At 68.0% G+C, this 25,530-nt stretch carries 27 protein-coding genes and 3 tRNA genes; 20 read left to right on the forward strand and 10 right to left on the reverse strand.

The window, feature by feature from the left end:
* The first annotated feature begins 81 nt into the window (after positions 1 to 81).
* The 7 genes from ACGFH6_RS37205 to ACGFH6_RS37235 are packed head-to-tail and all read left to right on the forward strand — an operon-like array spanning position 82 to position 6,603.
* Positions 82 to 1,371, forward strand: coding sequence for an ABC transporter substrate-binding protein (locus ACGFH6_RS37205; protein WP_393393966.1), 1,290 nt, complete (start codon positions 82 to 84; stop codon positions 1,369 to 1,371).
* The gene (locus ACGFH6_RS37210; RefSeq protein WP_393393969.1) at positions 1,368 to 2,285 is read left to right on the forward strand and encodes a carbohydrate ABC transporter permease; all 918 of its coding nucleotides are present in this window, start codon (positions 1,368 to 1,370) and stop codon (positions 2,283 to 2,285) included. The genes ACGFH6_RS37205 and ACGFH6_RS37210 overlap by 4 nt, the downstream gene beginning before the upstream one ends.
* Positions 2,286 to 2,290: 5 nt before the next feature.
* A complete protein-coding gene (locus ACGFH6_RS37215; RefSeq protein WP_393393971.1) occupies positions 2,291 to 3,115 on the forward strand; it encodes a carbohydrate ABC transporter permease in 825 nt (274 codons plus the stop codon).
* Positions 3,112 to 4,197, forward strand: coding sequence for a Gfo/Idh/MocA family protein (locus ACGFH6_RS37220; protein ID WP_393393974.1), 1,086 nt, complete (start codon positions 3,112 to 3,114; stop codon positions 4,195 to 4,197). Before ACGFH6_RS37215 ends, ACGFH6_RS37220 begins: the two co-directional genes overlap by 4 nt.
* A 3-nt stretch (positions 4,198 to 4,200) precedes the next feature.
* Positions 4,201 to 4,554 carry a cupin domain-containing protein gene (locus tag ACGFH6_RS37225; RefSeq protein ID WP_393393977.1) on the forward strand — a complete coding sequence of 118 codons (354 nt, stop codon included), beginning with the start codon at positions 4,201 to 4,203 and terminating at the stop codon, positions 4,552 to 4,554.
* 1 nt (position 4,555) lies between these two features.
* On the forward strand, positions 4,556 to 5,773 hold the full coding sequence (locus ACGFH6_RS37230; protein ID WP_393393980.1) for a Tm-1-like ATP-binding domain-containing protein: 1,218 nt from the start codon (positions 4,556 to 4,558) through the stop codon (positions 5,771 to 5,773).
* Positions 5,774 to 5,775: 2 nt separating this feature from the next.
* Positions 5,776 to 6,603 (forward strand): phosphoenolpyruvate hydrolase family protein, encoded by an 828-nt coding sequence (locus ACGFH6_RS37235; protein WP_393393982.1) that lies wholly within the window; start codon positions 5,776 to 5,778, stop codon positions 6,601 to 6,603.
* Here the strand turns inward: ACGFH6_RS37235 and ACGFH6_RS37240 are convergent, their stop codons facing one another.
* Complete coding sequence (locus ACGFH6_RS37240) at positions 6,604 to 7,152, reverse strand: class F sortase (protein WP_393393984.1); 549 nt, start codon at positions 7,150 to 7,152, stop codon at positions 6,604 to 6,606.
* Positions 7,153 to 7,301: 149 nt separating this feature from the next.
* Positions 7,302 to 8,120 (reverse strand): DUF4397 domain-containing protein, encoded by an 819-nt coding sequence (locus ACGFH6_RS37245; protein WP_393393987.1) that lies wholly within the window; start codon positions 8,118 to 8,120, stop codon positions 7,302 to 7,304.
* Positions 8,121 to 8,411: 291 nt separating this feature from the next.
* Here ACGFH6_RS37245 and ACGFH6_RS37250 point away from each other — a divergent pair, with 291 nt between their 5' ends.
* Both ACGFH6_RS37250 and ACGFH6_RS37255 read left to right on the forward strand, forming a co-directional pair.
* A complete protein-coding gene (locus ACGFH6_RS37250; RefSeq protein ID WP_393393990.1) occupies positions 8,412 to 9,131 on the forward strand; it encodes a hypothetical protein in 720 nt (239 codons plus the stop codon).
* Positions 9,132 to 9,162: 31 nt separating this feature from the next.
* Entirely contained in the window at positions 9,163 to 10,632 is a 1,470-nt protein-coding gene (locus tag ACGFH6_RS37255) for an MFS transporter (protein ID WP_393393993.1), read from the forward strand.
* Between the two features lie 101 nt (positions 10,633 to 10,733).
* On the opposite strand, the gene ACGFH6_RS37260 is transcribed toward ACGFH6_RS37255, so the two are convergent.
* The 3 genes from ACGFH6_RS37260 to ACGFH6_RS37270 form a co-directional block, all read right to left on the reverse strand.
* Positions 10,734 to 11,540 carry a M23 family metallopeptidase gene (locus ACGFH6_RS37260; protein WP_393393996.1) on the reverse strand — a complete coding sequence of 269 codons (807 nt, stop codon included), beginning with the start codon at positions 11,538 to 11,540 and terminating at the stop codon, positions 10,734 to 10,736.
* A gap of 84 nt (positions 11,541 to 11,624) precedes the next feature.
* Positions 11,625 to 12,353, reverse strand: coding sequence for a DNA alkylation repair protein (locus ACGFH6_RS37265; RefSeq protein ID WP_393393999.1), 729 nt, complete (start codon positions 12,351 to 12,353; stop codon positions 11,625 to 11,627).
* Positions 12,350 to 13,093, reverse strand: coding sequence for an SDR family oxidoreductase (locus tag ACGFH6_RS37270; protein ID WP_393394002.1), 744 nt, complete (start codon positions 13,091 to 13,093; stop codon positions 12,350 to 12,352). The genes ACGFH6_RS37265 and ACGFH6_RS37270 overlap by 4 nt, the downstream gene beginning before the upstream one ends.
* Before the next feature lie 310 nt (positions 13,094 to 13,403).
* Here ACGFH6_RS37270 and ACGFH6_RS37275 point away from each other — a divergent pair, with 310 nt between their 5' ends.
* Positions 13,404 to 13,754, forward strand: coding sequence for an STAS domain-containing protein (locus tag ACGFH6_RS37275; protein ID WP_393394005.1), 351 nt, complete (start codon positions 13,404 to 13,406; stop codon positions 13,752 to 13,754).
* 109 nt (positions 13,755 to 13,863) lie between these two features.
* A complete protein-coding gene (locus tag ACGFH6_RS37280; protein ID WP_393394008.1) occupies positions 13,864 to 14,595 on the forward strand; it encodes a polyprenol monophosphomannose synthase in 732 nt (243 codons plus the stop codon).
* A 16-nt stretch (positions 14,596 to 14,611) separates the two neighbouring features.
* Here ACGFH6_RS37280 and ACGFH6_RS37285 read toward each other — a convergent pair whose 3' ends face one another.
* Entirely contained in the window at positions 14,612 to 14,962 is a 351-nt protein-coding gene (locus ACGFH6_RS37285) for a metallopeptidase family protein (protein ID WP_393394011.1), read from the reverse strand.
* 40 nt (positions 14,963 to 15,002) lie between these two features.
* On the reverse strand, positions 15,003 to 15,935 hold the full coding sequence (locus tag ACGFH6_RS37290) for a hypothetical protein (protein WP_393394014.1): 933 nt from the start codon (positions 15,933 to 15,935) through the stop codon (positions 15,003 to 15,005).
* Between the two features lie 125 nt (positions 15,936 to 16,060).
* On the opposite strand from ACGFH6_RS37290, the gene ACGFH6_RS37295 reads away from it, so the two are divergent.
* The 5 genes from ACGFH6_RS37295 to ACGFH6_RS37315 all read left to right on the forward strand — a co-directional run bounded on the left by ACGFH6_RS37295 (position 16,061) and on the right by ACGFH6_RS37315 (position 19,036).
* The gene (locus ACGFH6_RS37295) at positions 16,061 to 17,242 is read left to right on the forward strand and encodes a hypothetical protein (protein ID WP_393394017.1); all 1,182 of its coding nucleotides are present in this window, start codon (positions 16,061 to 16,063) and stop codon (positions 17,240 to 17,242) included.
* 169 nt (positions 17,243 to 17,411) lie between these two features.
* Positions 17,412 to 17,484 (forward strand) — tRNA-Glu (locus tag ACGFH6_RS37300).
* A gap of 59 nt (positions 17,485 to 17,543) precedes the next feature.
* Positions 17,544 to 17,620, forward strand: a tRNA-Asp gene (locus ACGFH6_RS37305).
* Between the two features lie 44 nt (positions 17,621 to 17,664).
* A tRNA-Phe gene (locus tag ACGFH6_RS37310) sits at positions 17,665 to 17,737 on the forward strand.
* Between the two features lie 273 nt (positions 17,738 to 18,010).
* Positions 18,011 to 19,036: an FUSC family protein gene (locus ACGFH6_RS37315; protein WP_393394020.1), complete on the forward strand. Its 1,026-nt coding sequence runs from the start codon at positions 18,011 to 18,013 to the stop codon at positions 19,034 to 19,036.
* A 1,112-nt stretch (positions 19,037 to 20,148) separates the two neighbouring features.
* Here ACGFH6_RS37315 and ACGFH6_RS37320 read toward each other — a convergent pair.
* Positions 20,149 to 20,601 carry a hypothetical protein gene (locus ACGFH6_RS37320; RefSeq protein ID WP_393394023.1) on the reverse strand — a complete coding sequence of 151 codons (453 nt, stop codon included), beginning with the start codon at positions 20,599 to 20,601 and terminating at the stop codon, positions 20,149 to 20,151.
* A gap of 310 nt (positions 20,602 to 20,911) precedes the next feature.
* Between ACGFH6_RS37320 and ACGFH6_RS37325 the strand changes: the two genes are divergently transcribed.
* From ACGFH6_RS37325 to ACGFH6_RS37335, 3 genes are all read left to right on the forward strand, one after another.
* The gene (locus tag ACGFH6_RS37325) at positions 20,912 to 21,145 is read left to right on the forward strand and encodes a flavoprotein (protein ID WP_393394026.1); all 234 of its coding nucleotides are present in this window, start codon (positions 20,912 to 20,914) and stop codon (positions 21,143 to 21,145) included.
* Between the two features lie 434 nt (positions 21,146 to 21,579).
* The gene (locus ACGFH6_RS37330) at positions 21,580 to 22,299 is read left to right on the forward strand and encodes a hypothetical protein (RefSeq protein ID WP_393394029.1); all 720 of its coding nucleotides are present in this window, start codon (positions 21,580 to 21,582) and stop codon (positions 22,297 to 22,299) included.
* Between the two features lie 735 nt (positions 22,300 to 23,034).
* A complete protein-coding gene (locus ACGFH6_RS37335; RefSeq protein WP_393394032.1) occupies positions 23,035 to 23,373 on the forward strand; it encodes a hypothetical protein in 339 nt (112 codons plus the stop codon).
* 391 nt (positions 23,374 to 23,764) lie between these two features.
* Here the strand turns inward: ACGFH6_RS37335 and ACGFH6_RS37340 are convergent, their stop codons facing one another.
* Positions 23,765 to 24,253, reverse strand: coding sequence for a hypothetical protein (locus ACGFH6_RS37340; protein WP_393394035.1), 489 nt, complete (start codon positions 24,251 to 24,253; stop codon positions 23,765 to 23,767).
* A 355-nt stretch (positions 24,254 to 24,608) separates the two neighbouring features.
* Between ACGFH6_RS37340 and ACGFH6_RS37345 the strand changes: the two genes are divergently transcribed.
* Positions 24,609 to 25,046: a GNAT family N-acetyltransferase gene (locus ACGFH6_RS37345; RefSeq protein ID WP_393394038.1), complete on the forward strand. Its 438-nt coding sequence runs from the start codon at positions 24,609 to 24,611 to the stop codon at positions 25,044 to 25,046.
* A gap of 1 nt (position 25,047) precedes the next feature.
* Here the strand turns inward: ACGFH6_RS37345 and ACGFH6_RS37350 are convergent, their stop codons facing one another.
* Complete coding sequence (locus ACGFH6_RS37350; RefSeq protein ID WP_393394041.1) at positions 25,048 to 25,476, reverse strand: VOC family protein; 429 nt, start codon at positions 25,474 to 25,476, stop codon at positions 25,048 to 25,050.
* Positions 25,477 to 25,530 lie beyond the last annotated feature (54 nt).

A 25,530-nucleotide genomic window follows, 5' to 3' on the forward strand; every position in this document is an offset into this window, starting at 1 on the left:
CTAGAGAACACCACGCTAGGAAGGCCAATCTAACGCCCATTGAGCTTCTTGGGAACGAATTGGTCTGTGAGGTGGGGTGCAATGAAGTGGAAGCTAGGTGCCCTGCTGCTCGCCGCCACGACAGCGGTCGCGCTGCCGGGATGTGCCACGGTCGCCGCACCGGGCACCGGATCGCTGAACGCCGGCGGCCCGCAGGACACGTCCCGGTCGCTGCGCATCATGGGAGCCGACTTCCCCTACACCGATGCCACCGTCGCGGCGTTCGAGCAGCAGCATCCCGACATCAGCGTCGAGTACGTGAAAGGAGCGATCTCGTTCGAGGCGGGCAGTGTGCAGACGCTGCTGCGATCCGGCAGCGGACCGGACCTGTTGCTGGTGAACTCAGGTCCGGGCCGGGTCGGCCTGCTCGCCGACGCCGGGCTGATCTGGCCGCTGGACGAGGTGTTCGCGACCAATGGCCTGGCCGGGCGGTTCGCCCCTGAGGTGGTCCGGCAGACGAAGGCCGGCACCGACGGCAAGGTCTACGAGATCGTCGAGGGCCTGGACGTGTTCCAGGTCTACTACAACAAGAAACTCTTCGCCGCCCACGGTCTGCAGGTCCCGACCGACTGGCAGGGGTTCCTGGACACCTGCCAGAAGTTGCAGGACGCCGGGGTCAAGCCGATGCTGGCCGGCGCGCGGGACAACTTCGCCGGCGGCTGGCTGCTCGGCGCGCTGGTGCAGGCGTCGGCGGGCCGGGACAAGATGAGCGACATCATCAACGGCTCCGGCTCGTTCGACGATCCCGCGGTCGTCCAGGGCGGTCAGATGCTCGCCGACCTGATCCAGCGCGGCTGCCTCGACGGCGGCCAGGCGGCGGCGCTGGACGGTGGCCAGGCCGAGTCCGCGTTCTGGCGCGGTGGCGGCGGCATGATCGTCGTACCGCAGGGATCGATGGCGAACGCGCGGCAGGACGGTGTGGACGTGTCCGGGTTCGGCTCGTTCCCGATGCCGCCGCGGGAACCGGGCGTCGAAGCGCTGCCGACCTCCGGGCTGGCGCTCAGCTGGGTGGTGAACAACAGCACCAAGTCCCGCTCCGCGGTGATCGAGTGGCTGCGCTGGCTGGCGAGTCCGGAGTACCTGGCGCTGACTGCGGCGAAGGGTCGCACACTTGTGCCGGCCCAGGTCGTGCCGGCCGGAACCAGGCTCGACCCAGCAGTCCAGGACGGTTTGGAGAAGGTTGCCAAGGGCACCGGATTCAACCCGAGCGTGTACCTGCCCGATGCCGCCAAGGAAGCGTGGTACCAAGCCGTGCAAGGGATCCTGACCAGGCGCCTGTCACCGGAGCACGCGATGCAGGGCGTGCAGGAGAAGCTGGCGGCGGGCCGATGAGCAGACACGCGCCCCGCTCCGCTGGGCGGACGGGTTTGAGTCGTACGGCGTTGATCACCGTCATGCTGCTGCCGTCGCTGCTGCTGCTCGCGGTGTTCCTGTTCCTGCCGCTGCTGCGCGGGATCGAGCTCAGCTTCTACACCTGGGACGGCGTCGCGCCGGTCATGCATCGTGCCTGGCTGGACAACTACGCCCGCGTCTGGTCGGATCCCGCGTTCCTGAAGGCGTTGAGCCGGACGGTGATCTGGTGGGCCATGCACCTCGGTCTCGCCGTGGGCGGCGGTCTGGTGCTGGCCGCACTGATCGGCGAGATCCGCTGGCGCCGTGCACAGACCCTGTTCCGCAGTCTGGTGTTCGTGCCGCACATCATGTCGCTGGCCGTTGTCGGCGTGATCTGGAGCCAGCTCTACCACCCGACCATCGGGCTGCTGAACGGTTTCCTCGGCGCCATCGGCCTGGACGACCTCGCCGAACCCTGGCTGGGCAGTACGGCGTTCGCCCTGCCGGCGGTCGGGGTCGCGAGTGCGTGGCAGGCGTACGGTTTCTACCTGGTGATCTTCCTGGCCGCGATCCAGGCGGTTGATCCCGCTCTCCACGAGGCCGCCGCGATCGACGGTGCCGGGCCGTGGCAGCGGTTCCGCAACATCACCGTGCCGTCGCTGCACAACGCCATCAGCCTGGTCGTCGTCCTCGCATTCATCAACGCTCTCAAGGGATTCGGCACGGTCTGGTCGATGACCGAGGGCGGACCGGACCGGTCGACCGAGCTTGTCGCGGTCTACGCGTACCGGCAGGCGTTCAGCCTCGGCGACATCGGTGCGGCGAGCGCCGCGGGCCTGAGCATCGCAGTGATCGCCGTCGTCATCACCGTCGGCTTCAACCGCTGGCGCGACCGCGCCGCAGTGGGAAGGTGAGCACGATGCGTACCGTCTCTCGCTGGCACCACGCTCTCGTCGTACTGGTCGCGGTCATCGCAGGAGCCACCATGGTCCCGGTCGTGTGGGCCGTGTTCAGCGCGTTCAAGAACGACACCGAGATCTTCGGCGAACCGCTCGGCCTGCCGGGTCAATGGCGGTGGGAGAACTTCCGCACCGTCTGGACCAGCGGCGACTTCAGCACGTACTTCGTCAACAGCGCGGTGATCGCGATCGCGGTGACCGCACTCACCGTCGCCGTCACCTGCCCGGCCGGCTACGTCTTCGGCAAGCTGGCGACGGGCCGGAGCAACGGCATCTTCTACGCCTACCTCCTCGTCATGACACTGCCCGGCGAGGCGATCATGGTGCCGACGTTCTACCAACTGCGGGAGATGTCGCTGGTCGACAGCCGGGTCGGCCTCGGACTGATCCTGGTCGCCGGCGGCGTACCGCTCGGCGTCTTCATCGCCCGGAACTTCTTCCGGGACCTGCCGAACGAGCTGATCGAGTCCGCCCGGGTCGACGGCGCCGGGGACTGGCGGATCTTCCGCAGCGTGATGCTGCCGCTGGCCAAACCGGCCGTGCTCGCGGTCGGCGTGTTCAGCTTCCTCGGCGCCTGGAACGAGTACCAGCTGGCTCTGTTGCTGCTGTTCAGCCAGGAGAAGCGGACGATCCCGCTCGGGCTGGTGCAGTTCCAGGGGCAGTACAGCGCCGACTCGGGCGCGTTGTTCGCCGGCATCGTGCTGGCGATGATCCCATCCATCCTGGTGTATGTCGTGTTGCAGCGATCCTTCACCCGTGGCCTCGTGGCAGGAGCCTTGCGATGACCGTGACCTATCAGTTCGAGTACCCCGAGCGGCTGCGCTGCGCCTTCATCGGCGCGGGCGGGCACTCGTACCGCAACGTCTATCCCACCTTCCAGTACGCGCCGGTCGAGCTGGTCGCCGTCTGCGACGTCCAGCTCGAGCGCGCCCAGACCTACGCCCGGGGCTTCGGCGCACCGGCGGCGTACGACGATCACCGGGAGATGCTCGCTCGTGAGCGGCCGGACGCCGTGTTCATCGTCACCTCCTACACCGCAGAGGGCGACGTGCAGGCGACTGCTCTCGCGGAGGACTGCCTGCGCGCCGGGGCTCATGTCTGGATGGAGAAGCCGACGGCCGCCGGGATCGCGCAGCTGGATCGCCTGCAGGCGGTGGCCGACGAGACCGGGCTGACGGTGATGACCGGGCTGAAGAAGATCTTCACGCCGGCGATGGAGAAGGTGAAGGCGATCCTGAGTACGCCGGAGTTCGGGACGGCGAGCTCGATCTCGGTGCGGTACCCGCAGTCGCTGCCCGCACCGGACGCCCGGTCCGACGACGTCGCGATGATCGGGTTCCTGGACCACATCTTCCATCCGGGTGCGATCCTCACCTATCTGATGGGACCGGTACGTCGCCTCAGCTACGAATGGGAGCCGCGGACCGGGTCAAGCGTGTCGAGTCTGCTGTTCGAGTCGGGAGCCGTCGGGACGCTGCACCTCGCGGCCGGCTCCGCGAACGGCGCACCACTCGAACGCGTCGAAGTGATCGGCACCGGGGCCAATGTGGTCGTCGACAACGGCGTACGGATGACGTACTACCGGGCCGGGGCCGAGTTGCCGTACGGGCGATCGGCTTCGTTCATCACCGGGGACGACGTGGCGCCGCTGCACTGGGAGCCCGAGTTCTCCCTCGGCCAGCTCTACAACAAGAACCTGTTCTACCTCGGCTACGTGCCCGAGGTGGTGCACTTCTGCGAGAGCGTGCTGGCCGGGAAGCCACCGGAGAAAGGCACACTCGCCGACGTCCGGGAGATCCTCAAGCTGTACGAGCTGTACCGCCGACTGCCGGCCGGGGAGCCGGCCACGATCGAACCAAGGAGCTGACGGATGGGACAGATGACCCCGGCCGACGAGGTGCTGGTCGAGGACCAGCCGTGGGGGCGACTGGAGTGGATGGTTTCCGGCGCCCTGGGCAACTCCGGCACGATGACGGTCGGCCGGTGCTACATCCGGCCCGGCGAGCAGAACCCACGGCACTACCACCCGAACTGCGACGAGGTGCTGCACATCCTGCAGGGCACCATCGAGCACACTGTCGACGACGAGCGGGTCACGATGGGTGTGGGCGACACGATCAGCATCCCGTCGGGGGCGCTGCACAACGCGCGCAACATCGGCACCGACGAGGCGATCTTCGTCATCTCGTTCTCGGCGCCCGACCGGCAGACGGTGGGTGAGTGAGATGCCGTCCGTGGTGCTGCTCGGCACGCTGGACACCAAGGGTGACGAGTACGCGTTCGTCCGCGACCGCCTGATCGCCGCCGGCCTGACGGTCGTTGTGGTCGACGCCGGCGTCCTGGGTACGCCGGGACTGACCGCCGACGTCACCCGGGACGAGGTGGCCGCTGCGGCCGACGTCGATCTGACGGCGTTGCGTGACGCGGGCGATCGTGGTGCCGCCGTGACCGCGATGGCGGCCGGCGCGGCGTCCGTCGTACGGCGGCTGTACGACGAGGGCCGGTGTGATGGTGCGCTGGCGCTCGGTGGGACAGGCGGTACGTCGATCGCGGCGGCCGCGTTCCGGGAGCTTCCGCTGGGAGTGCCGAAGGTGATCGTGTCGACCGCGGCTGCCGGCGACACGTCGGCGTACCTGCGAGAGACCGATCTGGTGCTGATGCCGAGCGTCGTCGACGTGGCCGGGGTGAACCGCTTGTCCGCGCGGATCCTCGCCAACGCGGCCGCCGCTGTCGCGGGCATGGTGACCGCCGAACCCGTGGATGATGCCGCCGACCTCCCGTTGCTGGCGGCAAGTATGTTCGGGGTGACGACGCCGGCCGTGGACATGGCGCGAGCTCGGCTGACAGACCTGGGCTACGAGGTCCTGGTGTTCCACATGACTGGGACCGGTGGGCGGACGCTGGAGTCGCTGGCGAGCTCGGGACAGCTGGCAGGGGTTCTCGATCTCACGACTACCGAACTGGCCGACGAGCTGGTCGGCGGGGTCTTCTCGGCCGGACCGGATCGGCTCACGGCAGCAGGTTGTGCCGGGATTCCGCAGGTGGTGTCGGTCGGTGCGCTGGACATGGTCAACTTCGGCCCGCTCGACACCGTGCCACCGCAGTTCGCCGACCGGAATCTCTTCGTGCACAACCCGAGCGTCACGCTCATGCGGACGACGCCCGCCGAGTGCGCGGAGCTCGGCCGCCGGCTCGCGACCCGGCTGAACGGATCGACCGGCCCGGTGACGCTGCTCCTGCCGTTGCGCGGGATCTCGGCGATCGCGGTCGAGGGCGGAGTGTTCCACGACCCTGCGGCCGACGCCGCCCTGTTCGACGCGATCCGTGACACTGTGGACCACTCGGTCGTCGAGGTGGTGGAACTCGACGCGGCCATCAACGACGAGAGATTCGCGCACGCGGCGGCGGATGCACTGAACGCCTTTCTACGGAAGGAAAGTTGAGGATGGAGCGCGACACGATCCTGGACCGGCTGCGGGCCAAGCGTGCAACCGGTGAGCTGATCGTCGGCGGCGGGGCGGGCACCGGGCTGTCCGCCAAGTGCGAGGAGGCCGGCGGCATCGACCTGATCGTCATCTACAACTCCGGCCGCTACCGGATGGCCGGGCGTGGCTCGCTCGCCGGGTTACTTGCCTACGGCAACGCCAACGACATCGTGCTGGACATGGGCCGCGAGGTGCTCCCGGTCGTCACGCACACTCCGGTGCTCGCCGGGGTGAACGGCACCGACCCGTTCTACCAGCCGACCGAGTACCTGCGCCGGCTGATCGGCCTCGGCTTCTCCGGAGTGCAGAACTTCCCCACCGTCGGCCTGATCGACGGCACCTTCCGGGCGAACCTGGAGGAGACCGGGATGGGGTACGCCGAGGAGGTCGCGATGATCGCCACCGCGCACGAACTCGGACTGCTCACCACGCCGTACGTGTTCTCCGCCGACGACGCTGTGGCGATGACCGAGGTCGGCGCCGACATCATCGTCTGCCACCTCGGACTGACGACCGGCGGCTCGATCGGGGCCGGGACCGCACGCTCGTTGGAGGACTGTGGCGTTCTCATCAACGAGTGGACGGCCGCGGCGCGAGCGGTCCGGCCGGACGTGTTCGTGCTGTGCCATGGTGGCCCGATCGCCGAGCCCGCCGACGTACAGCGGATCCTCGAGTTGTGTCCGACGATCGACGGCTTCTACGGCGCTTCGTCGATGGAGCGGCTGCCGACCGAGCAGGCGATCACGGCTACCACGAACACGTTCGTGAACCTTCGGCGCAAGTCGTAGCTACTTGGCCAGGCCGATCGCGGTGGCTGTGACGACGAGGTTGTCCGCATACCCACCGCGAGCGGCGTTGTACGGACCGGTGCAGGTGATCAGGACCAAACGGTGGTCGACCTTCTGGTCGAACGCGCCGCTCTTGGTCGCGAGCGCGTTCTTCGGCACCGACACGATCGAGCTGACCCGGTACGACGCCGTGTGGCCGGCACCGTGGAGTACGACGGTCTCACCCGGCTGGATGTGCCGCAGCCGGGAGAAGAAGCCGAGGCCCTCGGTCTTGGTGTCGACGTGGCCGGCCACGACCACCGAGCCGAACGGGTCTCCGGCCTCGGCACCGCCGTCCCACCAGCCGACGTTTCGTGCCCCTTCGGGCACCATCAACTGCCCGGAAACCGTGCTGGCGGGCAGCACCGGAGCCTGCGCACCACCCGGCAGCACGACCTGGGTCGGGACGAACCGGATCCGTTGACTCGGTGCGGGCGTGCCGATCCGGGCCGGCGGCGCGGAGGCCGCGCCGTCCGGACCGGAAGGAGTCGGGATCGTCGGCGTGATCACCGTCGAGAACCCGGGAACGGCTGGGAGGGACGACGGCGTTGACCCGCCGCCGCCCGACCCGGGGCCCGGCGATGCACCGTCGGCCTGCGCGGAGCACCCCTCCAGGCCCACGCAGAACATCAACAGCAGCAGTCCGGGCAGGAGCCTCTTCAGCGGCGGACCACCTTCCGCACCGTCACCACAGCGGCGAGCAGACCGACCAGCAGTGCCACGACCCAGAGACCGGACTCGTCAGCGGCAGAGCTTTGCGCCTGGTCAAGCCCTGCTGCCTGTCCGCCGGTCCCGGTGTTCACCAGACCCGGCTTGCCGGATCCCGTGCTCGGGAGCTTGATCGTCCCGGCTGCCACTGTCATCGTGTTCTGCGTCGGCGCACCGACCGCGAATACACGGGTCAGATATCCGGCCTTGATCGGCAGATCCAACGGACCGAGAACAACAGGTGAAGTCGCGCCGGCCGGCACGATGTCGACCTTGTACGTCGCCGCCGGAACCACCGCTTCGAGCGATTCACCGTTGGCGACGTTGGCGAACGCCACCTTGCCGTTCACCCGGATGTCGGCCGGGCCGACGGCCGCATCGTGCGCGACCCGCAGCCCACCCTTGTCCGCCGGCACCGCGTCCAGCTTGTTCGCGTACGTCGTGATCAGCGGCGCACCCGTCGGCGACACCGGCTGGTGGATGACGACGTCGATGCTGGCACCCGAGCCGACCGTCACCTCACGCTGGATGACCAGCTTTCCGCCTTGCTTGGCGGTGACCATCCGCTTGCCCGCGGCAACACCGAACGGTCCCACCAGCTTCGCGGTCGCCACCCCGCCGGCGACCGGCTTCCCGTCGATGCTGATGTCCAGCGACTTCCCCGGCAGCCCCTGGACGACGTACAGGTTGCCCCCCGCGGCGGCGTCGGCGGGTGCCGTCAGTACTGCCGGCGCGGCCGCGACCGTCACCGCCAGCAGCAGCGGAATCACCCTTCGAATTACCGGACCTCGAATTCTCGAAAATGCCCCTTGGGATACTGCCCGGAATTTTCCGGACACGCTCTGTTCCTGCATTCCGAACCCCCTCGAAGTGCGCCTGAAAATACGGCGGTAATTGCCGCACCCCACTAATTTCGGCGTATCGTAGGCGCAAGTCCGATCCGACGCCAGAGGAAGCGTCCCGGGATCCGATCTGGGGGGCGATGACTGATGTCAGGACGGAGTTCTCCGAACAGAGCACCGGCGGTGGGCCAGGAGTTCCTCCCGAGCGGGGCATCGGGGGTGGAGGACCTCCGTCGGCGGCACCCAGGAATGCGGGGGCTGGTCGCGGTCGCGCTGACGCTCGGGCTCGGCGCGACCGTCGCATGTTCGGGCAGCAGTGGCACTCCGGTCGCCCCCAGTCCCGGGCTGACCGGCTCCGTCAGCGTCAGCCCGGCCGAAGGCGTGCCGGTGAGCCCCGGTCCTGGAGTGACCAAGCCAGGGATCCGGCTGACCGCCGTACCGCGCAGTGACGGGTCGTTCGACATCACCGAGGACGTGATGTTGCCTGAGGCCACAGACATCGTCCAGCTCCAACTGCCGGACTCCGGTGAGCACCTGCCCGGGATGATGACCAAGACGGAACCGCGGGCGACGAACCTGCAGGTCGTCGCCGACGGCGAGCAGGTGCCGATCGAGCAGACCAGTCTCGCCGCACCCATGGACCTTCCGCTGACCGTTGCCGCGACCAAGCTCCAGCTGACCTACCGGCTGTCCGGCTCGTCCGTGCAGCGCACACCGTCGGTGTCCCGCCGGGCCGGCGCGGCGATCCGGCCGCTCACCGCGGGCGCCGACGGCACCCTGCCGACCAATCTCACCGTCACCCAGGGACTGCTGAACGCCGTCTGCCCGCTGCTGACCGAGACCCTCTGTGCCGTCGGCGATCCGCCCGAACTCGGCATCCTGCCCGACATCCCGGCCAACAAGGCGCTCGTCGTACTGCAACTGGATCTGCCCAACTGAGCGCGGACCACCCCTGGCCTACGCTGAGCCCATGACGGATGAGCGGATCGCGTTCGGCACCGCTCGGGCTCGGTGGGTGCTCGCGGCGACGGCCCTCGGATCCGGGATGGCGTTCCTCGACGGAACGGTGGTGAACGTCGCACTACCGGCGATGGGCGAGGACCTGAACGCCGACATGGGCGGGCTGCAGTGGATCGTCAACGGCTACATGCTGCTGCTCGCGTCGCTGATCCTGCTCAGCGGTTCGCTCGGCGACCGGCTCGGCCGGCGACGGATGTTCGTCACCGGGGTGATCTGGTTCGCGCTCGCCTCGGTGATCTGTGCGGTCGCGCCGAACCTCGAGGTGTTGATCGCCGGCCGCGTCCTGCAGGGCATCGGCGGCGCGCTGCTCACCCCGGGCAGCCTGGCGATCCTGCAGACCACGTTCCAGCACTCCGACCGCGCCAGGGCCGTCGGCGCCTGGTCCGGCCTGACCTCGGTGGCCGCGGCGGTCGGCCCCTTCGTCGGCGGCGGCCTGGTCGACAGCGGCTCCTGGCGGCTGATCTTCGTGATCAACGTGCCGATCGCACTCGTCACCGTCCTGGTCACGCTGCGGCACGTCCCCGAGACGCGCGACGAGACCGCCGCCGGCAAGCTCGACCTAGCCGGTGCGGCGGTGGTGACGATCGGCCTGGCCGGCCTCACCTTCGGCCTGATCCGGGCCGGCGAGGACGGCTTCGGCAGCCCGATCGTCCTGACCACGCTGGCGATCGGAGTGCTCGCCTTCGTCGCGTTCGTCGAGGTCGAACGCCGCAGTTCGCACCCGATGCTGCCGCCCGGCATCTTCAAGAACAGACAGTTCACCGGCGCCAACCTGGTCACGGTGGTGGTGTACGGCGGGTTCGGCACGGTGACGTTCCTGCTCGTCGTGTATCTCCAGACCGCGCTCGGTTACGACGCCATCTGGGCCGGCGCCGCACTGTTGCCGATGACCATCCTGATGCTGGCACTGTCCGGGTACTCCGGGGCGCTCTCGGAGCGGATCGGCGCCCGGCTCCCGATGACGATCGGACCGGCGCTGATGGCGATAGGCCTACTGCTGATGCTGCGGATCGAGCCGGGTTCGTCGTACGTCGAAGCGGTCCTGCCGGCCGTCGTCGTCCTCGGGCTCGGCCTGGTCGCGACGGTCGCGCCGCTGACCTCGACCGTCCTGTCGTCGGTCGAGGACCACCACGCCGGGATCGCGTCCGGCGTGAACAACGCGGTCGCCCGGTCGGCACAACTGATGGCGGTCGCCGCGATCCCGATGGCGGCCGGGATCACGGGCGACTCCTACCGCGACCCGGCCGCCTTCCAGGAGGGGTTCGACCGGGCGGTGTGGATCTCGGCGCTACTGACCGCCTCCGGCAGCGTGGTGGCCTGGTTCACGATCGGCGACCGGACCGCGCAGCGGATCCACCTGCACCACCACCGGCACTGCGCGATCGAAGCCCCGCCGTACGCCCAGACCCGCGAGGGCTGACAACTGCCGCCGGCCTGTCTGCCGCCGGCCTGTCTGTCGCCGGCCTGTCTGTCGCCGGCCTGCCCGTCGCCGGTCCGTCTGTTGCTGGCGGCAAGCAGTTGTCAGGCGCAGGCGGGGATGTCGCGGCCGGAGTTGTCCTTGGCCTCGTCGTTGCCCCAGCGGGACAGGTAGTACGCCGACACCCACTGGTTCGCCGGGCCGACATCCAGGTCCGTCTTCAGCCACCAGTGGTTGAACGCCGTACCCACGCGGACCTCCGGGCCCCAGACCCGGCAGAACACATAGTTGGTGCCCTTGTTCAGGGTGCCGGTCTGCGTGCCACCAGGGGTGCTGTAGCCGGGGGCGTTCGCAAACGTGTCCACCCAGAACTTGCCGTCGCCCGCGCCGCAGTTGGCGCTGGTCTCGTAGTGCTGGTTGTACGACCAGGTGAGCGGCACGGCATGACCGTTGAACCACGCCTGCTGCACGACACCGTTCAGCTTCTGCTCGAAGTGCAGGTGTGGTCCAGTGCTGTCGCCGGTGCTGCCGACGATGCCGAGCTGCGTGCCCTGGCCCACCGTGTTGCCGACGGCAACATCACGCCGATCCATGTGCAGGTAGCGGGTCTGCCAGCCACCGCCGTGGTCGACGACGACCATGTTCCCGCCGGTGGACGACAGCAGTGACGCGCTGACCGTGCCGCCGGCCGACGCGAGCACCGGCGTACCGCGAGTGTGGCCGCCCGGGTCGACCATGTCGATCATCCACTGGCTGGCGTGACCGCTGTGGCTCGCGGTGGTCCACCGCAGTCCGCACGGGATCGGCATCTGGAAGCCGGGCGCCGCCATCGCGGCCGTCGGTACGGCGATCAGCCCGGCCGCGACGAGTGTTGTCAGGACCAACGACCTGAGGATGCGCTTGAGGTTCATCGGGGCGGCCCCTTCGCGAGCGGTTGGGCTCAGGGTAAGACCACGCCGCCACCTCCGGCAGGCCTTTCGACCTGCACTGAAACGTCAGCGCAAGGCTCGGTAGTGCCGGCGCACGTCGGGGGCGAAGTGCTCGGTCGCGTAGCTGAGCATGGTCCGCGGCATCGCCGCCGCATGCTCGTCCAGGAACGCGAGCAACTCGTCCTCCGAGACCAGTTTGCCGGCTTCGCGCAGCATCCAGCCGGAGGCCTTGTGGATCAGGTCCTGCGGATCGTCGAGCACCTGCGGCGCCAGCGCGTAGATGTCCGCACTGTCCCCGCGCCTGATGAACCATTGGGTCGCGACCAGCGCGATCCGTCGCTCCCACAACGAGGTCGATCGGACCAGGGTGTGCAACTCGTCCCGCGGCTTGTCGGACAGGTACCCGCCGACGATGTCCGCCGCACTGCAGTCGACCAGATCCCAGTTGTTGATGTACGCCGTACTGCGCAGGTACAGGTCGTGGATCGCGGTGACTTCCGCGGAGTCCGCCGTACGCGGCTTGAGAGCACGGACGGCCCGATCGGCCAGCAGGCAAAGGATTGCCAGCCGGTGCTCGTGGACCGGGCTGGTCAGCGCCTGCTCGAGCTCGGGCAGCGGGAGGCCGGCGCGGAGGTAGGGCTTGAGCAGTCCGCGGATCGTGGACAGCTTCACCCCGATCATCTGGTCGCCGTGGCCGTACCCACCGGGCTGCAACTGGAAGTACCGCGACAGCACCTCCGCCACCGCGGGGTCCGCCGCGGCGTCGATGTCGGCGAGTAGGTCCTTGGTCCTCAAATGAGGAGGCCGCCGGTGGCACGGAGGTTCTGGCCGGTCATCCAGCGGCTGTCGGGGCCGGCCAGGAAGGCGACCACGTCGGCGACCTCGGCCGGCTCGCCGATCCGGCCCAGCGCGGTGATCCCGACCAGAGCGTCCTTGGCCTCCGGCGGGTTCTCCCGGTGGAACATCTCGGTGTCGGTCGCACCCGGCGACACCGCGTTGACGGTGATCCGGCGGGCGCCGTACTCGCGAGCGGCGACCCTGACGAACAGCTCCAGCGCCGCCTTGCTGGCGGCGTACAACGAGATGCCCGGTCCGGGGACCGCGGTGTTCAGCGTGGACAGGGCGATGATCCGGCCGCCGTCGGGGAGAACCTGGCCGGCCCGCTGGATGGCGAAGAACGGGCCCTTGAGATTGGTCGCGAAAGTCTTGTCGTAGTCGGCCTCGGTCACATCCGCGATCCGTTGCACCTTCGCCTGCGCGGCGTTGCAGACGAAGATGTCGAGGGTGCCGGTCGGCTCGGCCGCCCGCTCGAACAGCTCGTCGACGGCACCCAGGTCGGCCTGATCGGCCTGGACCGCAATCGCCTCACCGCCGGCCGCCTTCACCTCCGCGACCACGTCCGCGGCCGCGGCCTCGCTGCTTGTGTAGGTGAACGTCACCACGGCACCGTCGGCGGCCAGCCGCCGGACGATCGCCGCTCCGATCCCGCGCGAGCCGCCGGTGACCAGAGCCGCCTTGCCGTCGAGTACGCCCATGTCCGCTCCTTCAGCCGTGTGTTTCTTCCTGTCTACCACCGGCCCGGGGGCTGTCGGCTTCGTCGCGCGGACTGCTCGCATCGCCGCACGGCTTGACGGTTCGGACAGGCACACCTAAGTACTGGCAGCGCTTACATCGGGTCAAGGTCACGCTCCGGGGTCATCCGGGTCAGACCCGTTGTGACGTTAAGCCGTTGGGGCATACGGTGAGAGCAGGGCAGTTCCATCCCGCCAGGACCGACCGGCGTTCGTGGCGCTACCCGGGGGAGAGACCGGCGTGACAAGCCACCCAGAGCCGCGGGACGGCGAGATGATCAGAACGACTTTCGACGCTGTGACCGAGGAGCTGGAAGCCGGCGTACTGCTGGTCCGGATGTCGGGTGAGATCGACATCGCGACCACCGACTTCGCCTCCGAGTCGATCCGGGCCGCGGTCGCACCGCCGGCTCGGCTGGTTCTGATCGACGTGTCCGCCGTCACGTTCTGCAGCTCCGCCGGCCTCGGCAACCTGGTCGAGGCCCGCAACCTGGCCGGCCAGCACAACATCACGCTGGCCCTCGTCGGCGTCGGCCGTCCGGTCGACCGCCCGCTCGCAGTCACCGGCCTCGGCGGTCAGTTCCGCATCTACTCCACGGTCGAGGAGGCCCTGGCGGAGCTCTGATCCGCCACGGTCGCGGAGGCCTGGCCGACACTCGTTCTTCGGCAGGTGACGTGTCACGGGCTCGACCGCCCGATACGGTAGCGTCCGGTGTCTCCGAAGAAGGAATGTCATGGGTGAGCTAGCGAAGATCGTGGTCGTGGTGCCGACCTACAACGAGCGGGAGAACCTGCCCGTGCTGGCCGGGCTGCTGTCCGACCTGAACCTGTCCGGCCTGCAGATGCTGGTCGTCGACGACAACTCCCCGGACGGTACCGGCGACGTCGCCGACGAACTGGCGAAGGCGTCGCCGGAGCAGGTCTCGGTGCTGCACCGGACCGAGAAGAACGGGCTCGGCCGCGCCTACATCGCCGGCATCAGCCGCGCCCTGGACGACGGCGCCGACATCGTCATCCAGATGGACGCCGACCTGTCCCACCCGGCCTCGGTCATCCCGATCATGGTCGAGACGCTGCGGACGACGGACGCCGGCGTGGTGATCGGGTCGCGGTACGTCGAGGGTGGTTCGGCCGCCGCGGAGTGGGGTTGGCACCGCCGGGCGCTGTCGGCCTGGGCGAACTTCTACGTGAACGCGATCCTGCGGCTCGGGGTGAAGGACGCGACCGCCGGCTTCAAGGCCTGGAAGGCGGACACGCTCCGCTGGATCGACGTCACCACCATCCAGAGCAACGGGTACTCGTTCCAGGTCGAGATGAACTACCGCACGGTCCGTCGCGGGCTGCACATCGCCGAGGTGCCGATCCGGTTCGAGGAGCGGACCGCGGGTGCTTCGAAGATGAGCCTCAAGGTGCAACTGGAGTCCGCGCTGATGCCTTGGAAGCTGCTGTTCAAGCGGTCTTCCTGACGATTTCGGCTGGGGCTCATCCGTAGCCGAGCTCGTGCAGGCGGGCGTCGTCGATGCCGAAGTGGTGCGCGATCTCGTGCACCACGGTGATGTTCACCTCGTCGACGACGTCGTCCACGCTGTCGCAGATCGCCAGCGTCGGGTTGCGGTAGATCGTGATCCGGTCCGGCAGTACGCCGCCGTAGTAGTGCCCGCGCTCGGTCAGCGGGATGCCCTCGTAGATCCCGAGCAGCGCCGGGTCTTCGGCCGGCGGCTCGTCCTCGACGAAGATCGCGACGTTGTCGATCAATGCCGCCAGCTCCGGCGGCACCTCGTCCAGCGCCTCGGACACCAGCACCTCGAAGTCCGCCCGGCTCATCTCGATCACGACGTTCAGCGTAGTTCCCGAGCCAACCCGTGACGGGTAGCTAGAGCCAGCCCTGACGGCTGGCCTGGACGCCGAGCTGGAACCTGGTCTGGGCGCCGAGCGCTTCCTGCAGCCGGCCGATCCGGCGCGCGACGGTCCGCTCACTGACGCCGAACTCCCGAGCGATCGACTCGTCCGTCAGGCCTGCGCTGAGATAGGTCAGCAGTCGCTTCGACTCCAGGTCCGGTCCGGCCGTCACGTCGTTCAGGTCGGTCGCGCTGGTGATCGGTACGGAGATCCGCCACAGCGCATCGAAGACCCGCGCGAGCCCGGCGAGCAACGGGGAGTCGTGGACCACCATCGCGACGAACTCCGGCCCACGCTCGACCTCCGACCGGGCACCGACCAGCGCCCACCGGTCGTCGACGATGGTGATGTTGAGCGGAACGCGGGGGAACACCCGAGCGTGCTCCCCGGCCTCGATGCACGACCGCACCATGTGCAAGGCGTTGGCGTCCTGGAGGACGTGGGCTCCGTAGATGACCTCGTACCTGACGCCTCGCTCGAGCGCGTCGAACATGCCCTCGACGATCCGGATCTCGCGGGCCGCCAGGTTGCCCATGGTCATGGCCCGGACCTGACTGTGCGCGTCCGACTGGACCGAGTTCAGTACGGCCTGAGCGGCGGCGTACGTCGGCAGGATCTCCAAGTAGTCCTGGCGGCCGGCAGCCGACTTCCACAGCTCGGTGAGGAAATCGGCGCTCTCGTGGGCCAGGGCGGCCTGCTTGGTGTGCCGTTCCGCGAGCGCGTCCATGGCCAGCCGCGGCGGGCGGACCACCAGCCCGTCGTCTGTCCGTTCGACCAGGCCCAGCCCGATCAGCTCGTCCAGGCACTCGTCCGGGTGCGCCTGCTGGATCGCCTCCGGGTTCAGCAGCAGGTCGAGCAGCAGCACCTCGGCCGCGGCCGAGAGACCCAATGCCTGGAGCGGCTCCATGTCTCTGTGTACCAGCAGGCGACAGGTTCTCGCCATGCCGGTTTCTGACAGCACGAGGTCTCGTAGTGGCCGCTACACGCTGCCAATACTGATGCCGCTCGTCCCCGTCCCCTAGGAGATCCCTGATGAGAAAGAGCATGGTCTGGTCGGCAGTCGCAGCTGTCGGCCTCTCGCTCGGGCTGGCGGCCACCCCCGCCGCCTCGGCGGCACCGGCCGGCGTCGCGGTCCAGAGCGCCGTACCGCAGCACCTGTCCCCCGAGATCCAGCAGATCGTCGACAATCTGCCGGCGATGCGGGCGCGGGCGGACGCCGTACGCGCACAGCTCGGGCTGCCGGACGACCCGGTCCGGGACGCGCTGATCGCGGCCATCGACCCGACCCAGTACGAGTGCTCCACCGAAACCCCGGCCGTGGTGAGCGCGGTCATGCCCGACACGTCGACCTGGACGTTCGAGCAGATCCTCGCCGTACTCCACGTCCTGCTGTTCCAGATGTCGCTGATCGACGCGGCGTACCTGCCGCAGACCGGTCCGTTCACCTACGGCGCCCATGGTGAGTTCACCAACCAGGTCAACCGCACGATCAAGGACCTGGGCCGCTTCTGGGACATCCCGTCCAGCGACATCGAGCTCGTGCCTGCCCACGGCCGCTCCATGCTCGACCCAGAGGTGAACTACCGGGTCTTCACCGCCGTCTACGGCTTCAACGCCGAGCAGTCCCGGGTGTCGGCCGACCTGGTCGCCCATGAGCTCAACAGCGCGACCCTGGGGTACGGCGATCTGCCGATCTTCACGTTCAACGCGTACGCGGCTTCCGGTGGTGAGAACATCCCCGGGTACGGCACCGCTCCGAAGCGGATCGCGTTCGGCGACGGCGTGATGGAGGGCTTCGCCCGGGTCGGACTCGGCGATGTGGCACCGCAGGCGATCCTGGCGCATGAGTTCGGTCACCACGTCCAGTACGCCGACGGCCTGATGCGGGACGACCTGCCGGCGCCCGAGGCGTCACGCTGGGCCGAGCTGATGGCGGACGCGTTCAGTGCGTACTTCCTCACCCATGCTCGGGGTGCCTCGATGAACTGGAAGCGGGTCCAGTCGTTCGGCCAGATGTTCTACCAGCTGGGCGACTGCGGGTTCACCGCCGCCGGCCACCACGGCACACCGAACCAGCGGATGCGCTCGGCCCTCTGGGCGAACGGCGTCGCCGACTCGGCCCGTCCACAGGGTCACATCCTGCCGTCCCGCAGCTTCTACGACCTGTTCGCAGCGCAGTACCCGACGCTGATCGCCCCTGACGCGACCCCCTGACCCCGGGCCGCGCGATCAGCTGGGTAGGCCGGCTCTCCCCCGGCCAGGGCGCCGTACGCCGACCCCCTCCCGGCGTACGGCGCCCCCACTCAGGAACTCGTTTTGGAGCGCGGGGACAAACCCTCTATGCTTACGGCTGTCCCTGGAGCTTCGGCTCCCGCGGGTCCGAGTCCCCATCGTCTAGTGGCCTAGGACGCTGCCCTTTCAAGGCGGTAACGCGGGTTCGAATCCCGTTGGGGATACGGCCGAAAGGCCGGTGTCAGAACCACCTCGGAGATGCTGTAGGATCATCGAGTCATCTGGCCCAGTGGCGCAGTTGGTTAGCGTGCCGCCCTGTCACGGCGGAGGTCGCGGGTTCGAGTCCCGTCTGGGTCGCCAGGAGAAGGCGGCGGTGTTCACACACCGCCGCTTACTTTCTCCCCGGTCAGGTAGCTCAGCTGGTAGAGCGTCCGCCTGAAAAGCGGAAGGTCGGCGGTTCGAGACCGCCCCTGACCACCCTTCTTGAGCGTGAATCGGGCCACTCCGGCCCAACCGCCAGTCCCCGTGAATCCCCTCAGCGACCATCTGTATTTGCACGGATGTTGCACACGCTGGCCGCCCCACTTGGCGTCCACGTGTCGTGTGGCTTCCATGTTCGGCGGTCAACGCCCTTCGTCCGGGGTTCCATGTACACGGTCACCGTGGACTTGCGGTAAGTCCGGACGTCTCGGTGCCGGAGTACGATCGGCAGACCGGTGCGCCACGCTCGCACTGGGGGGGTGGTGCGCAGTGAGCGAGGGCGAGAACGTCGACCCGGTGAAACCCCACGCCCCTGGCACACCTGCCGTGAAGCCGTCTGGTGCTAGCCGGCTGATGCATGTCATCGGTGCGGTGCTGGTCGGGGCTGTGCTGCCGGCGGTGGTAGTCGGCGCGCTGGTGGGCCAACTGGGAGTCTCAGCTCTGTTCACCGGCGTGCTGTGGGGCGCGTTGGGGGCCAAGCTCGGCGGGACCCGCCGTCTGGTCTATCTGACGCCCGGGATCGGGCTGGTCGCTGGGCTGGGGGCGTACACCGCCTACGACTGGTCGTGGGTAGCGCTCCTGGCCATCGCGGGTCTCGTCTCCGGGGTCGGGTTCCGGTTCGGTTGGTTCGGAGCGTTGCTGATGGCACCGTACGCCGCCACGTTCGTGACGCCGGTCTCCACCGGATCCGCCGCAGTCACGTTCGGCGTCATCGTCGCGATCGGGACTGGATACGGCATCGTCATCGCTCGCCGCTTCGGTGCACCGCCGGTGGTCGAGGGTGACCGCTACTCGCTGCCGGTCACCGTCCTCATCGCGCTCGCGTTCGGCGCCGTGCTGGGCGCCGCAGCCGCACTCGGGGTCGCTCTGTCGTGGACCGAACCGTACTGGGTCCCGGAGCCGATCCTGATCCTGGTCATGTACCTGCTGATGGGCCGAAGGGAACGCATCCGCGAGAAGGCATTCGGCACCGCCCTCGGTGCAGCAGCTGCGGTGTTGGTTGCGATCATCGCTCCGCCCGCCTGGGTCCTGACCGCGCTGGCCATCGTCGCGTTCCTGCTCGCCGTCACCCAACGGGCGACCTACTGGCGGATGTACGGCCTCTACACGTTCTCCCTCGTGCTCTACTTCGCCGCCCCGGACGACGTCGCATTCGAAGCAGAGGAACGCGGGGTCCAAATCCTCGCAGGCATAGGCATCCTGATCATCGGACTAGCCATCCTCCATGCCATCGGCGACCGCGTGGCAAGGCGCTACCCACAACCCGAACTCGCCAGCGCCAGCCAACCCGGCTGAGCAGAACGGCGCCACGCCTGCAGACACGCCCCGCTTCCAAGCTGATACCCGTCCGACCGCAACCATGACCGCAACGGCCAGCGCCAGACACCGACAAGGCCGCTCGGCGAGGCCTACCGACAACGATGCAGCCATGCACCCCGGGCACCGCTGTCGAACTGAAAAGCGGAAAGTCGGCGGTTCGAGACCGGCCCCTGACCACCCTTTCTTGAGCGTGAATCGGGCCAATCCGGCCCACCCGCCAGTCCCCGTGAATCCCCGTCAGCGACCATCCGCTGCTGCACGGATGTTGCACGGGAAGGACTATGCGGGTCGGAGCTTCTGAGCGGCGCGCTTCGCGTCGGCATAGTCACACTCGTGGAGGATCGACGTAGGCGAGGCGAATCCAGCGTGGCCCTGGTCACTGCATCTGTAAGGGGTGCATGGCGAGGCGCTGTCCTCCCCTCCACCGCAGGTCTCGTGTTCATCGCGGCTGGAAGCTTGACCGAGTCTCTTGGTGGTGCTAGCCGGCGTTGGCTGTGTGCTGTTTGGCGTGCTCCGGTGGGGCTGGTGGCCCGCCCGCTGGCTTCCGCCAATTCGCCGAGATCATGGTGATCCATCGAGCCGACCTCGAAGCAGCCGACAGCGCACTAGCCGATGCCTGCCATCGTCACGGCGTCACCTACCACGGCATCTGGTCAGACTGGTGAGCGCGACGGCTCGGCCAGGAGCAACCTCGGGATCCGACTCCGCGAGATTCAAACTTGCTGATCGACCGTCGACCATGGTCTACCGAGCTGGCTGCCATGTCAGGGCCGAGCGTACGCGCAGCCTGGATCGGCGCTAAGTGTCTGCGGCCATCCACTGGTCCTGTTCGCAAGTCCGTTAGCAATCCCGGTCCACGCACTCAATCAGACGCGACCTCAGCACTGTGCTGCTTCATGGCCCGGCGGCGTCGGAGCTGGTGCCGGATTGTCGAAAGGATCAGGCCAATGCCGATACTGACGGACAGGCCGACGACAATTCCTCGAAGGACATACGAACAATCAGCCCGAAAGTCGCCGCCCAGGGCGCAACCGCCCGAAGCAACGAGCCATTCGCGTCGCCTGTCCCCCGCCCAGAGCCGTGCACCGTCAGTGATCGTCGGGGAGTTCCCAACTTCGCTCCTGATCATCGTCGAGCGGCAGGACCGGGAGACGCATCAGCAGATCGGCCAGCAACTCCTGACCGCTTCTCCTCGCAAGCCCAGGCAGCGTGTCGTAATCGGCAAGGCTGACGTCAACCGAGAACAGCCAATCGTTCTCCCCTGTGCCGAGAACCGCTGCGTTGCACCGGAGAACCCCAGGCGAGGCGTAATTGTGCGGCACGAGGATGACGCGCTCCACCGTCGCATGGTTCGCCGCCAGCCAAGCCGGCCTGCCGTTCGCACCCCGACCGGCGGCGGTGTTCTTCGCCATGAGTTCATCCAGCCGAGCGACCGGAATTACCTTCAGTTCGGCGAGCAGCGTGTCGTCGCGCCGATCCCTGGAGCTGAGCACCGACCGGATCGCTCGCCGTGCACGTCGCACCAAGGACAGCACGATCACTCGTCACCCTTTCCAGTCCCGGATGTAGATTTTGGTGTCCCACCTGTTCTCCGGACGAGCCGGCGACGCCGCCCGGCTGAGGAGCTCAAGGCGTCGATGATTGCCCTCCATCAGCCGAACCAGAACAGCGGATCGGTCCAGTTTCGGCGATCGAAGAATTGACGTGGGAACACCGGCACATGATCACACGCTGCGGGGGTTCGTGTAGCGGCTCTGCGCCCACACCTGCCCCGTCCCCCCGATAGCTGCCAAACCCAGGCCGGCGCGGCGCGTGTCAAGAGTCGGCTTGCCGATCCCGTAGGGACGCGCCTTGCCGTGGCTGGACGGCCAAGACCTGGCGGATGCGCCCGTTCTGACCGGCAATCGCAAACCAGGCGAACCGAAACGCACGCCGAAAGCCGACGCCGTAGCCGTCGTGCCGGCGACGTTCAACACCCTCAACGCATGGGCCAACGGCAACGCCAACACGTACCCGCTGTCAACCCTCTGCGCTGCCCTAGGATCGCGCACACCAGCTGTCGCAGTCCCCGTTCGCCAACTCTGACCTGGCCGGCCATCCTGCTTGGCTCGCAGTACTTCGGTACGCAGGCGTAGGCATCTCCGACCCGCACAACGGCTCGACCACGTCGCTCAAGCCACTCGAGTCCGGGACCGGAGATCAGGTCGCACGAGGCTTTCGATGGTCATGCGTCCTGAGCCAACTCGAGGGCCGGCTCAGCCTCTAAATCGCCATCTGGCTGGTCGCGTTGGTCATCAGCGCTCGACGGACTGGCCGTGCTGGTTCTGCGGAGCGACTCGCGACGGCTGCCCGGCTTGGGGAGCTCCTGGACTGCTACGGCGACCGGCTGTCTGTTGCGGTGGCTTGCTGGTGGATCGGGGCGGCTGCACACTCGGATTGGCGGTACTTCGCGCCGCGGGCGGGTCCTGGTGCTTGCATGACCTCCTACCCGCGCGTGGGTGCCACCGTGGGGAGGATGTATGGACGAGTCTCGGGCACTTCGGCGTGCGGGGTGGGCGGGTGCTGCTTCGGTTGTGCTGCTCGGCGTTGGGGTTGCGCTGGGGTATCTGGTCGGTGTTGACGACCCAGGTATGTCGGACGCCGCCATACTCGAGAGGCTCAACGACGACGGGCGGCAGGCCGCCGCCGGGGTCGGGATGCCCGTGCTTGCTGCGGGGGTCGCGCTGCTGCTGTGGTTCGCCACCGGTCTGCGGCGGGTGCTGGACCGACTGTCCGGCGGCGATCCGCTCGCGCACGCGATCGTGCCGGCCGCGGCGCTGTTCAGCGGGCTGATGATCACCGGTGTCTCTCTCGATGTGGGGAGCGCGTTCGCGGCTTGGTCGGACGAGTTCACCGCTGATCCGAACACCGTCCGCGCGCTCGGGATGGCGGGGCAGGTCCTCGCGCTGACCGGACTGATCGGGTGTGGTGTGCTGGTCGCCGTCACGACGCGGATCGCCCAGCAGGCGGGTGCCCTGCCGACGTGGGCACTCTGGGCTTCCTACGCGGTCGCCGTACTGTGCCTGTCCGGCTTCTGGAGCGGAGGCATTGCGTCCGTGGCCTTCGCGCTGTGGCTCATCGGGGCCGTCATCGGCGTGCTGCGCGCCGCGCGGCGGACACCGCCGGCGCCGATCGCCCCAGCGCAGGGCGCACCGGCTCCGGAGGCGACCCAGACGCCGCCGAACCCCACCAGCGACTGACACCTGAGCCGACGGGCGAGCTCACTCGGCTCAGGCCGTCGTACGTACACGCCGCGCCGGCGTCCACGACCTGGAATCCACACGCGCCGCGGAACGCAGAAGGGTGTTGAACCGCCCGGGTGCGATCGGATGCGCGCGGCGCCAGTGACTGGCGCCCGAGCCGACGGGCGAGCTCGCTCGGCTCCAGGCCGTCGTACGCACACGCCGTGGCCGGCGTCCACGACGTGGCATCTGACGCGCCGCGGAACGGTTGCGCCGCGACACCGGCGGCTGACACCCCAGCCGACCGGCGCACACAGCTCGACCGGCACAACCCGGCACCTGCACGCGCCGCGGAACGGTTGCGCGAGGCACCAGCGGCTGACGCTCCAGCCGACCGGCGTACATGCCGCGGCGGTCGTCCACGACCGGGCACCTGCACGCGCCGCGGAACGGTTGCGCGAGGCACCGACGGCTGACGCCACCACCGACGTCGTACACAGCCCGGCCGGCGCTCCGTGGTCGTTGCTGCCCGGGCACACCCCGTCCACAACCCGGCTTCCGCACGTGCCGCGGGACGGTTGCGGGTGGTGGGTTTGGGCGCATGAGGTGGGGCAGATGCCGAGTTGTATGATGGCGGGTCTTGTTGCGCGAGGATTGATCAGGGGTGCGGGGGGACTGGGGATGCCGACTAGCGAGTGGACCATGGCCAACGATGCCTATGGCTCGCCTCGGGGGCCTCGGCGGAGGACTCGGATGATCTTCGCGTTCGTACTGGTGGCGTTGATGGTCGTCGTCACCGTGCTTTATTTGATCGGTGTGCCGGGGCGCAGTACTCCGAAGAGCTACAAGACCAACGTCGACTGCCAGGTGAACACGATCGGATCGCAGGGGACTGTGACGATCAGCGGCACGATTTCGGGCGACGCGGCGAGCTACTCGGTGACTGTCGACGTCTTGGATGCAGCCTCACATCAGAGGATCGGCGGTCAGACCTTCGAGGTTCGCGGGACGACGACTTTCGGAGGAACCACTCCAGCGCAAGCTCCCATCGGACCGGCAGGCATTGAATGCAAGATTGCCAAGGTGGCCTAGCGCGGCGATCAGGTTGGCGGGCTGAAGGCATCGCAGCCGCTGGCAGACTCGAATGAGTCAGGACTTGGTGAAGGCTGATCACTATGACGGATTTGCTGAGAGCGGGGGACGTCAAGGCGCGCCGGGTTCTCGATGCTGGGTGCGGTTCTGGGCCTCTGTCTGCGGCGCTGCGAGCCAAGGGGTCCATCGTGACTGGGTTCGACGGCACCCCCGCGGGCGCGTTAAGCGTTCACCGAGGCGAGCTTTCGCAGCTCCGGTCTCGCCGAGGCGCCGTTCTCCCCCGAGGCTCCGCGCTAGCTGCTACCGCCCACCACCGGAGTGGTTCCTTCGTTCTCGAAGCAAGCTGACTCGCTCCGGCAGGCTCGAAGTCTCGATGCTGCCGGAGCGGGGATCAGGTCTGTTCGAAGGTACGCGGTTTGTCCGACAGGTCCTCTACGAAGGGGATCTTGCTGACGGACTGGTGGTACTGCTCGGCAGCCTCTTCCACGGTGAGGTGGCCGAACTGGAGGGAAGTCGCCACCCCCTCGAGCTCCGTGTTGCAGACCTCCGCGGCGGTGACGCGTGCGGCGAGATCCTGCGACTTGCTCAGGTTGGCGGAAATCACCGACACCAAAGAGACGATCAATGCGGCCACGCAGAGCGGTCTCCAAACGCCCGCAGCGGTAGCGATTGACAGTTCTTCTTTTACGCTGTTTGTGAATGCCAGGCCGCCGACGGCCGGGCCTGCCACCAAAACCGCCGCCAGCGCGCTGCTGACGATGCTGATATTGGTCAGTCGATTGCGGCGTGGACGGACGTCGTGCAGAAAGGCGGTGATACCCGCCCGCCTTGTGTCGATTCGAGCGCGCAACTCCGCGCGCACCGCAGGATCATCGGACATCCTGCACCCTGCCTTCCCCCGGCCGGTCGGCCGCGATCCGCGACGACCGGCAGATGATGCCAGGTCGCGCAACAGGCACAGGGCCTTCGCTGAGGCTCGGTGGCCCGAGGCACGGCCACTTCGTTTCCGCCGGCCGAAGACTCGCACCGCGGATTGATATTTCGCCTAATCCAATAATACCGCTGCACCCGCGTCGGCACACAGGCATTTTAATGAGCGTCACATCGACGACCTTGAGTGCTCGCTCAAATACCAGCAGCGGTAGTGATCAAATGCTTGCTGCATATGCCCGGATCGGGCGCCGGCGGCTGAAATCGGATGCGCCCAGAGGCGTCTGCCTGGCAGGGTGGGCCGCGTGGCTGATCATCGGGTGGTTGTTCGGGGTGCTGGGGCGGGCGATCGGGACGAGGTCTGGGGGCTTGCGCGGGAGTTCGCAACCTCGTTCGTGCCCGAGCGTTCGGCGTTCGACGAATCCTTTGCGAGGCTTCTGACCGCGGCGCACACGCTGTTGCTGGTTGCAGAGGTGCCTGGCCGGGGTGTTGTCGGGTACCTGCTAGGTAACAGTCATACGACCTTTCTCGCCAACGGTCCTGTCGCCTGGGTTGAGGAAGTGATGGTCGACGAGGGTGCCCGTCGGATGGGCGTGGGGCGCCAACTGATGGAGCATGTCGAGGACTGGGCCCAGTCGACCGGCGCTGCCTACCTTGCACTCGCCAGCCGGCGGGCGGGCGACTTCTACGTTGCCTTGGGCTACGAAGACTCCGCCACGTTCTACAAGAAGACGTTCAGGTAGGTCAGGAGAAGGCTCGGGCCGCGGCGGCTACTACTTCTTCGTGAGGTACGTCGTGCAGGTGCTGGTCGATGTTCCAGATATGGCCGAAGGGGTCGGTCAGTTGAGCGTGGCGGGTGCCCCAGAAGGTTTCCTGGAGGGGATGCCGGATCTCGGCGCCGGCGGTCAGAGCCTGGGCCAGGGCGGCTTCGGCGTCCGCCACGTCGAGGGCCAGGACTACGGCGGTGCCGCCGATGGTGGGCGGCGCCAGCACGTTCATTTCGGGGAACTCGTCGGCGAGGTGGAGAAGGGAGTCGCCGATGCGGAGTTGGACAGACATGAGTCGGCCGTCGGGGGTGGGGATTCGTTCCAGTTCTTCGGCGTTGAAGGCCTCGCGGTAGAAGGCCGCGGCGCGGTCGGCGTTCTGGACGACGATGTGCGGGGTGATCGACATGTCGAGCAACCTAGGCCGCCGCCGTCGAGGGTGTCTTGAACGTTCTTGCGGGCG

Origin of the sequence: Kribbella sp. NPDC049227, from assembly GCF_043197265.1 — a bacterium.
Lineage (GTDB): Bacteria > Actinomycetota > Actinomycetes > Propionibacteriales > Kribbellaceae > Kribbella.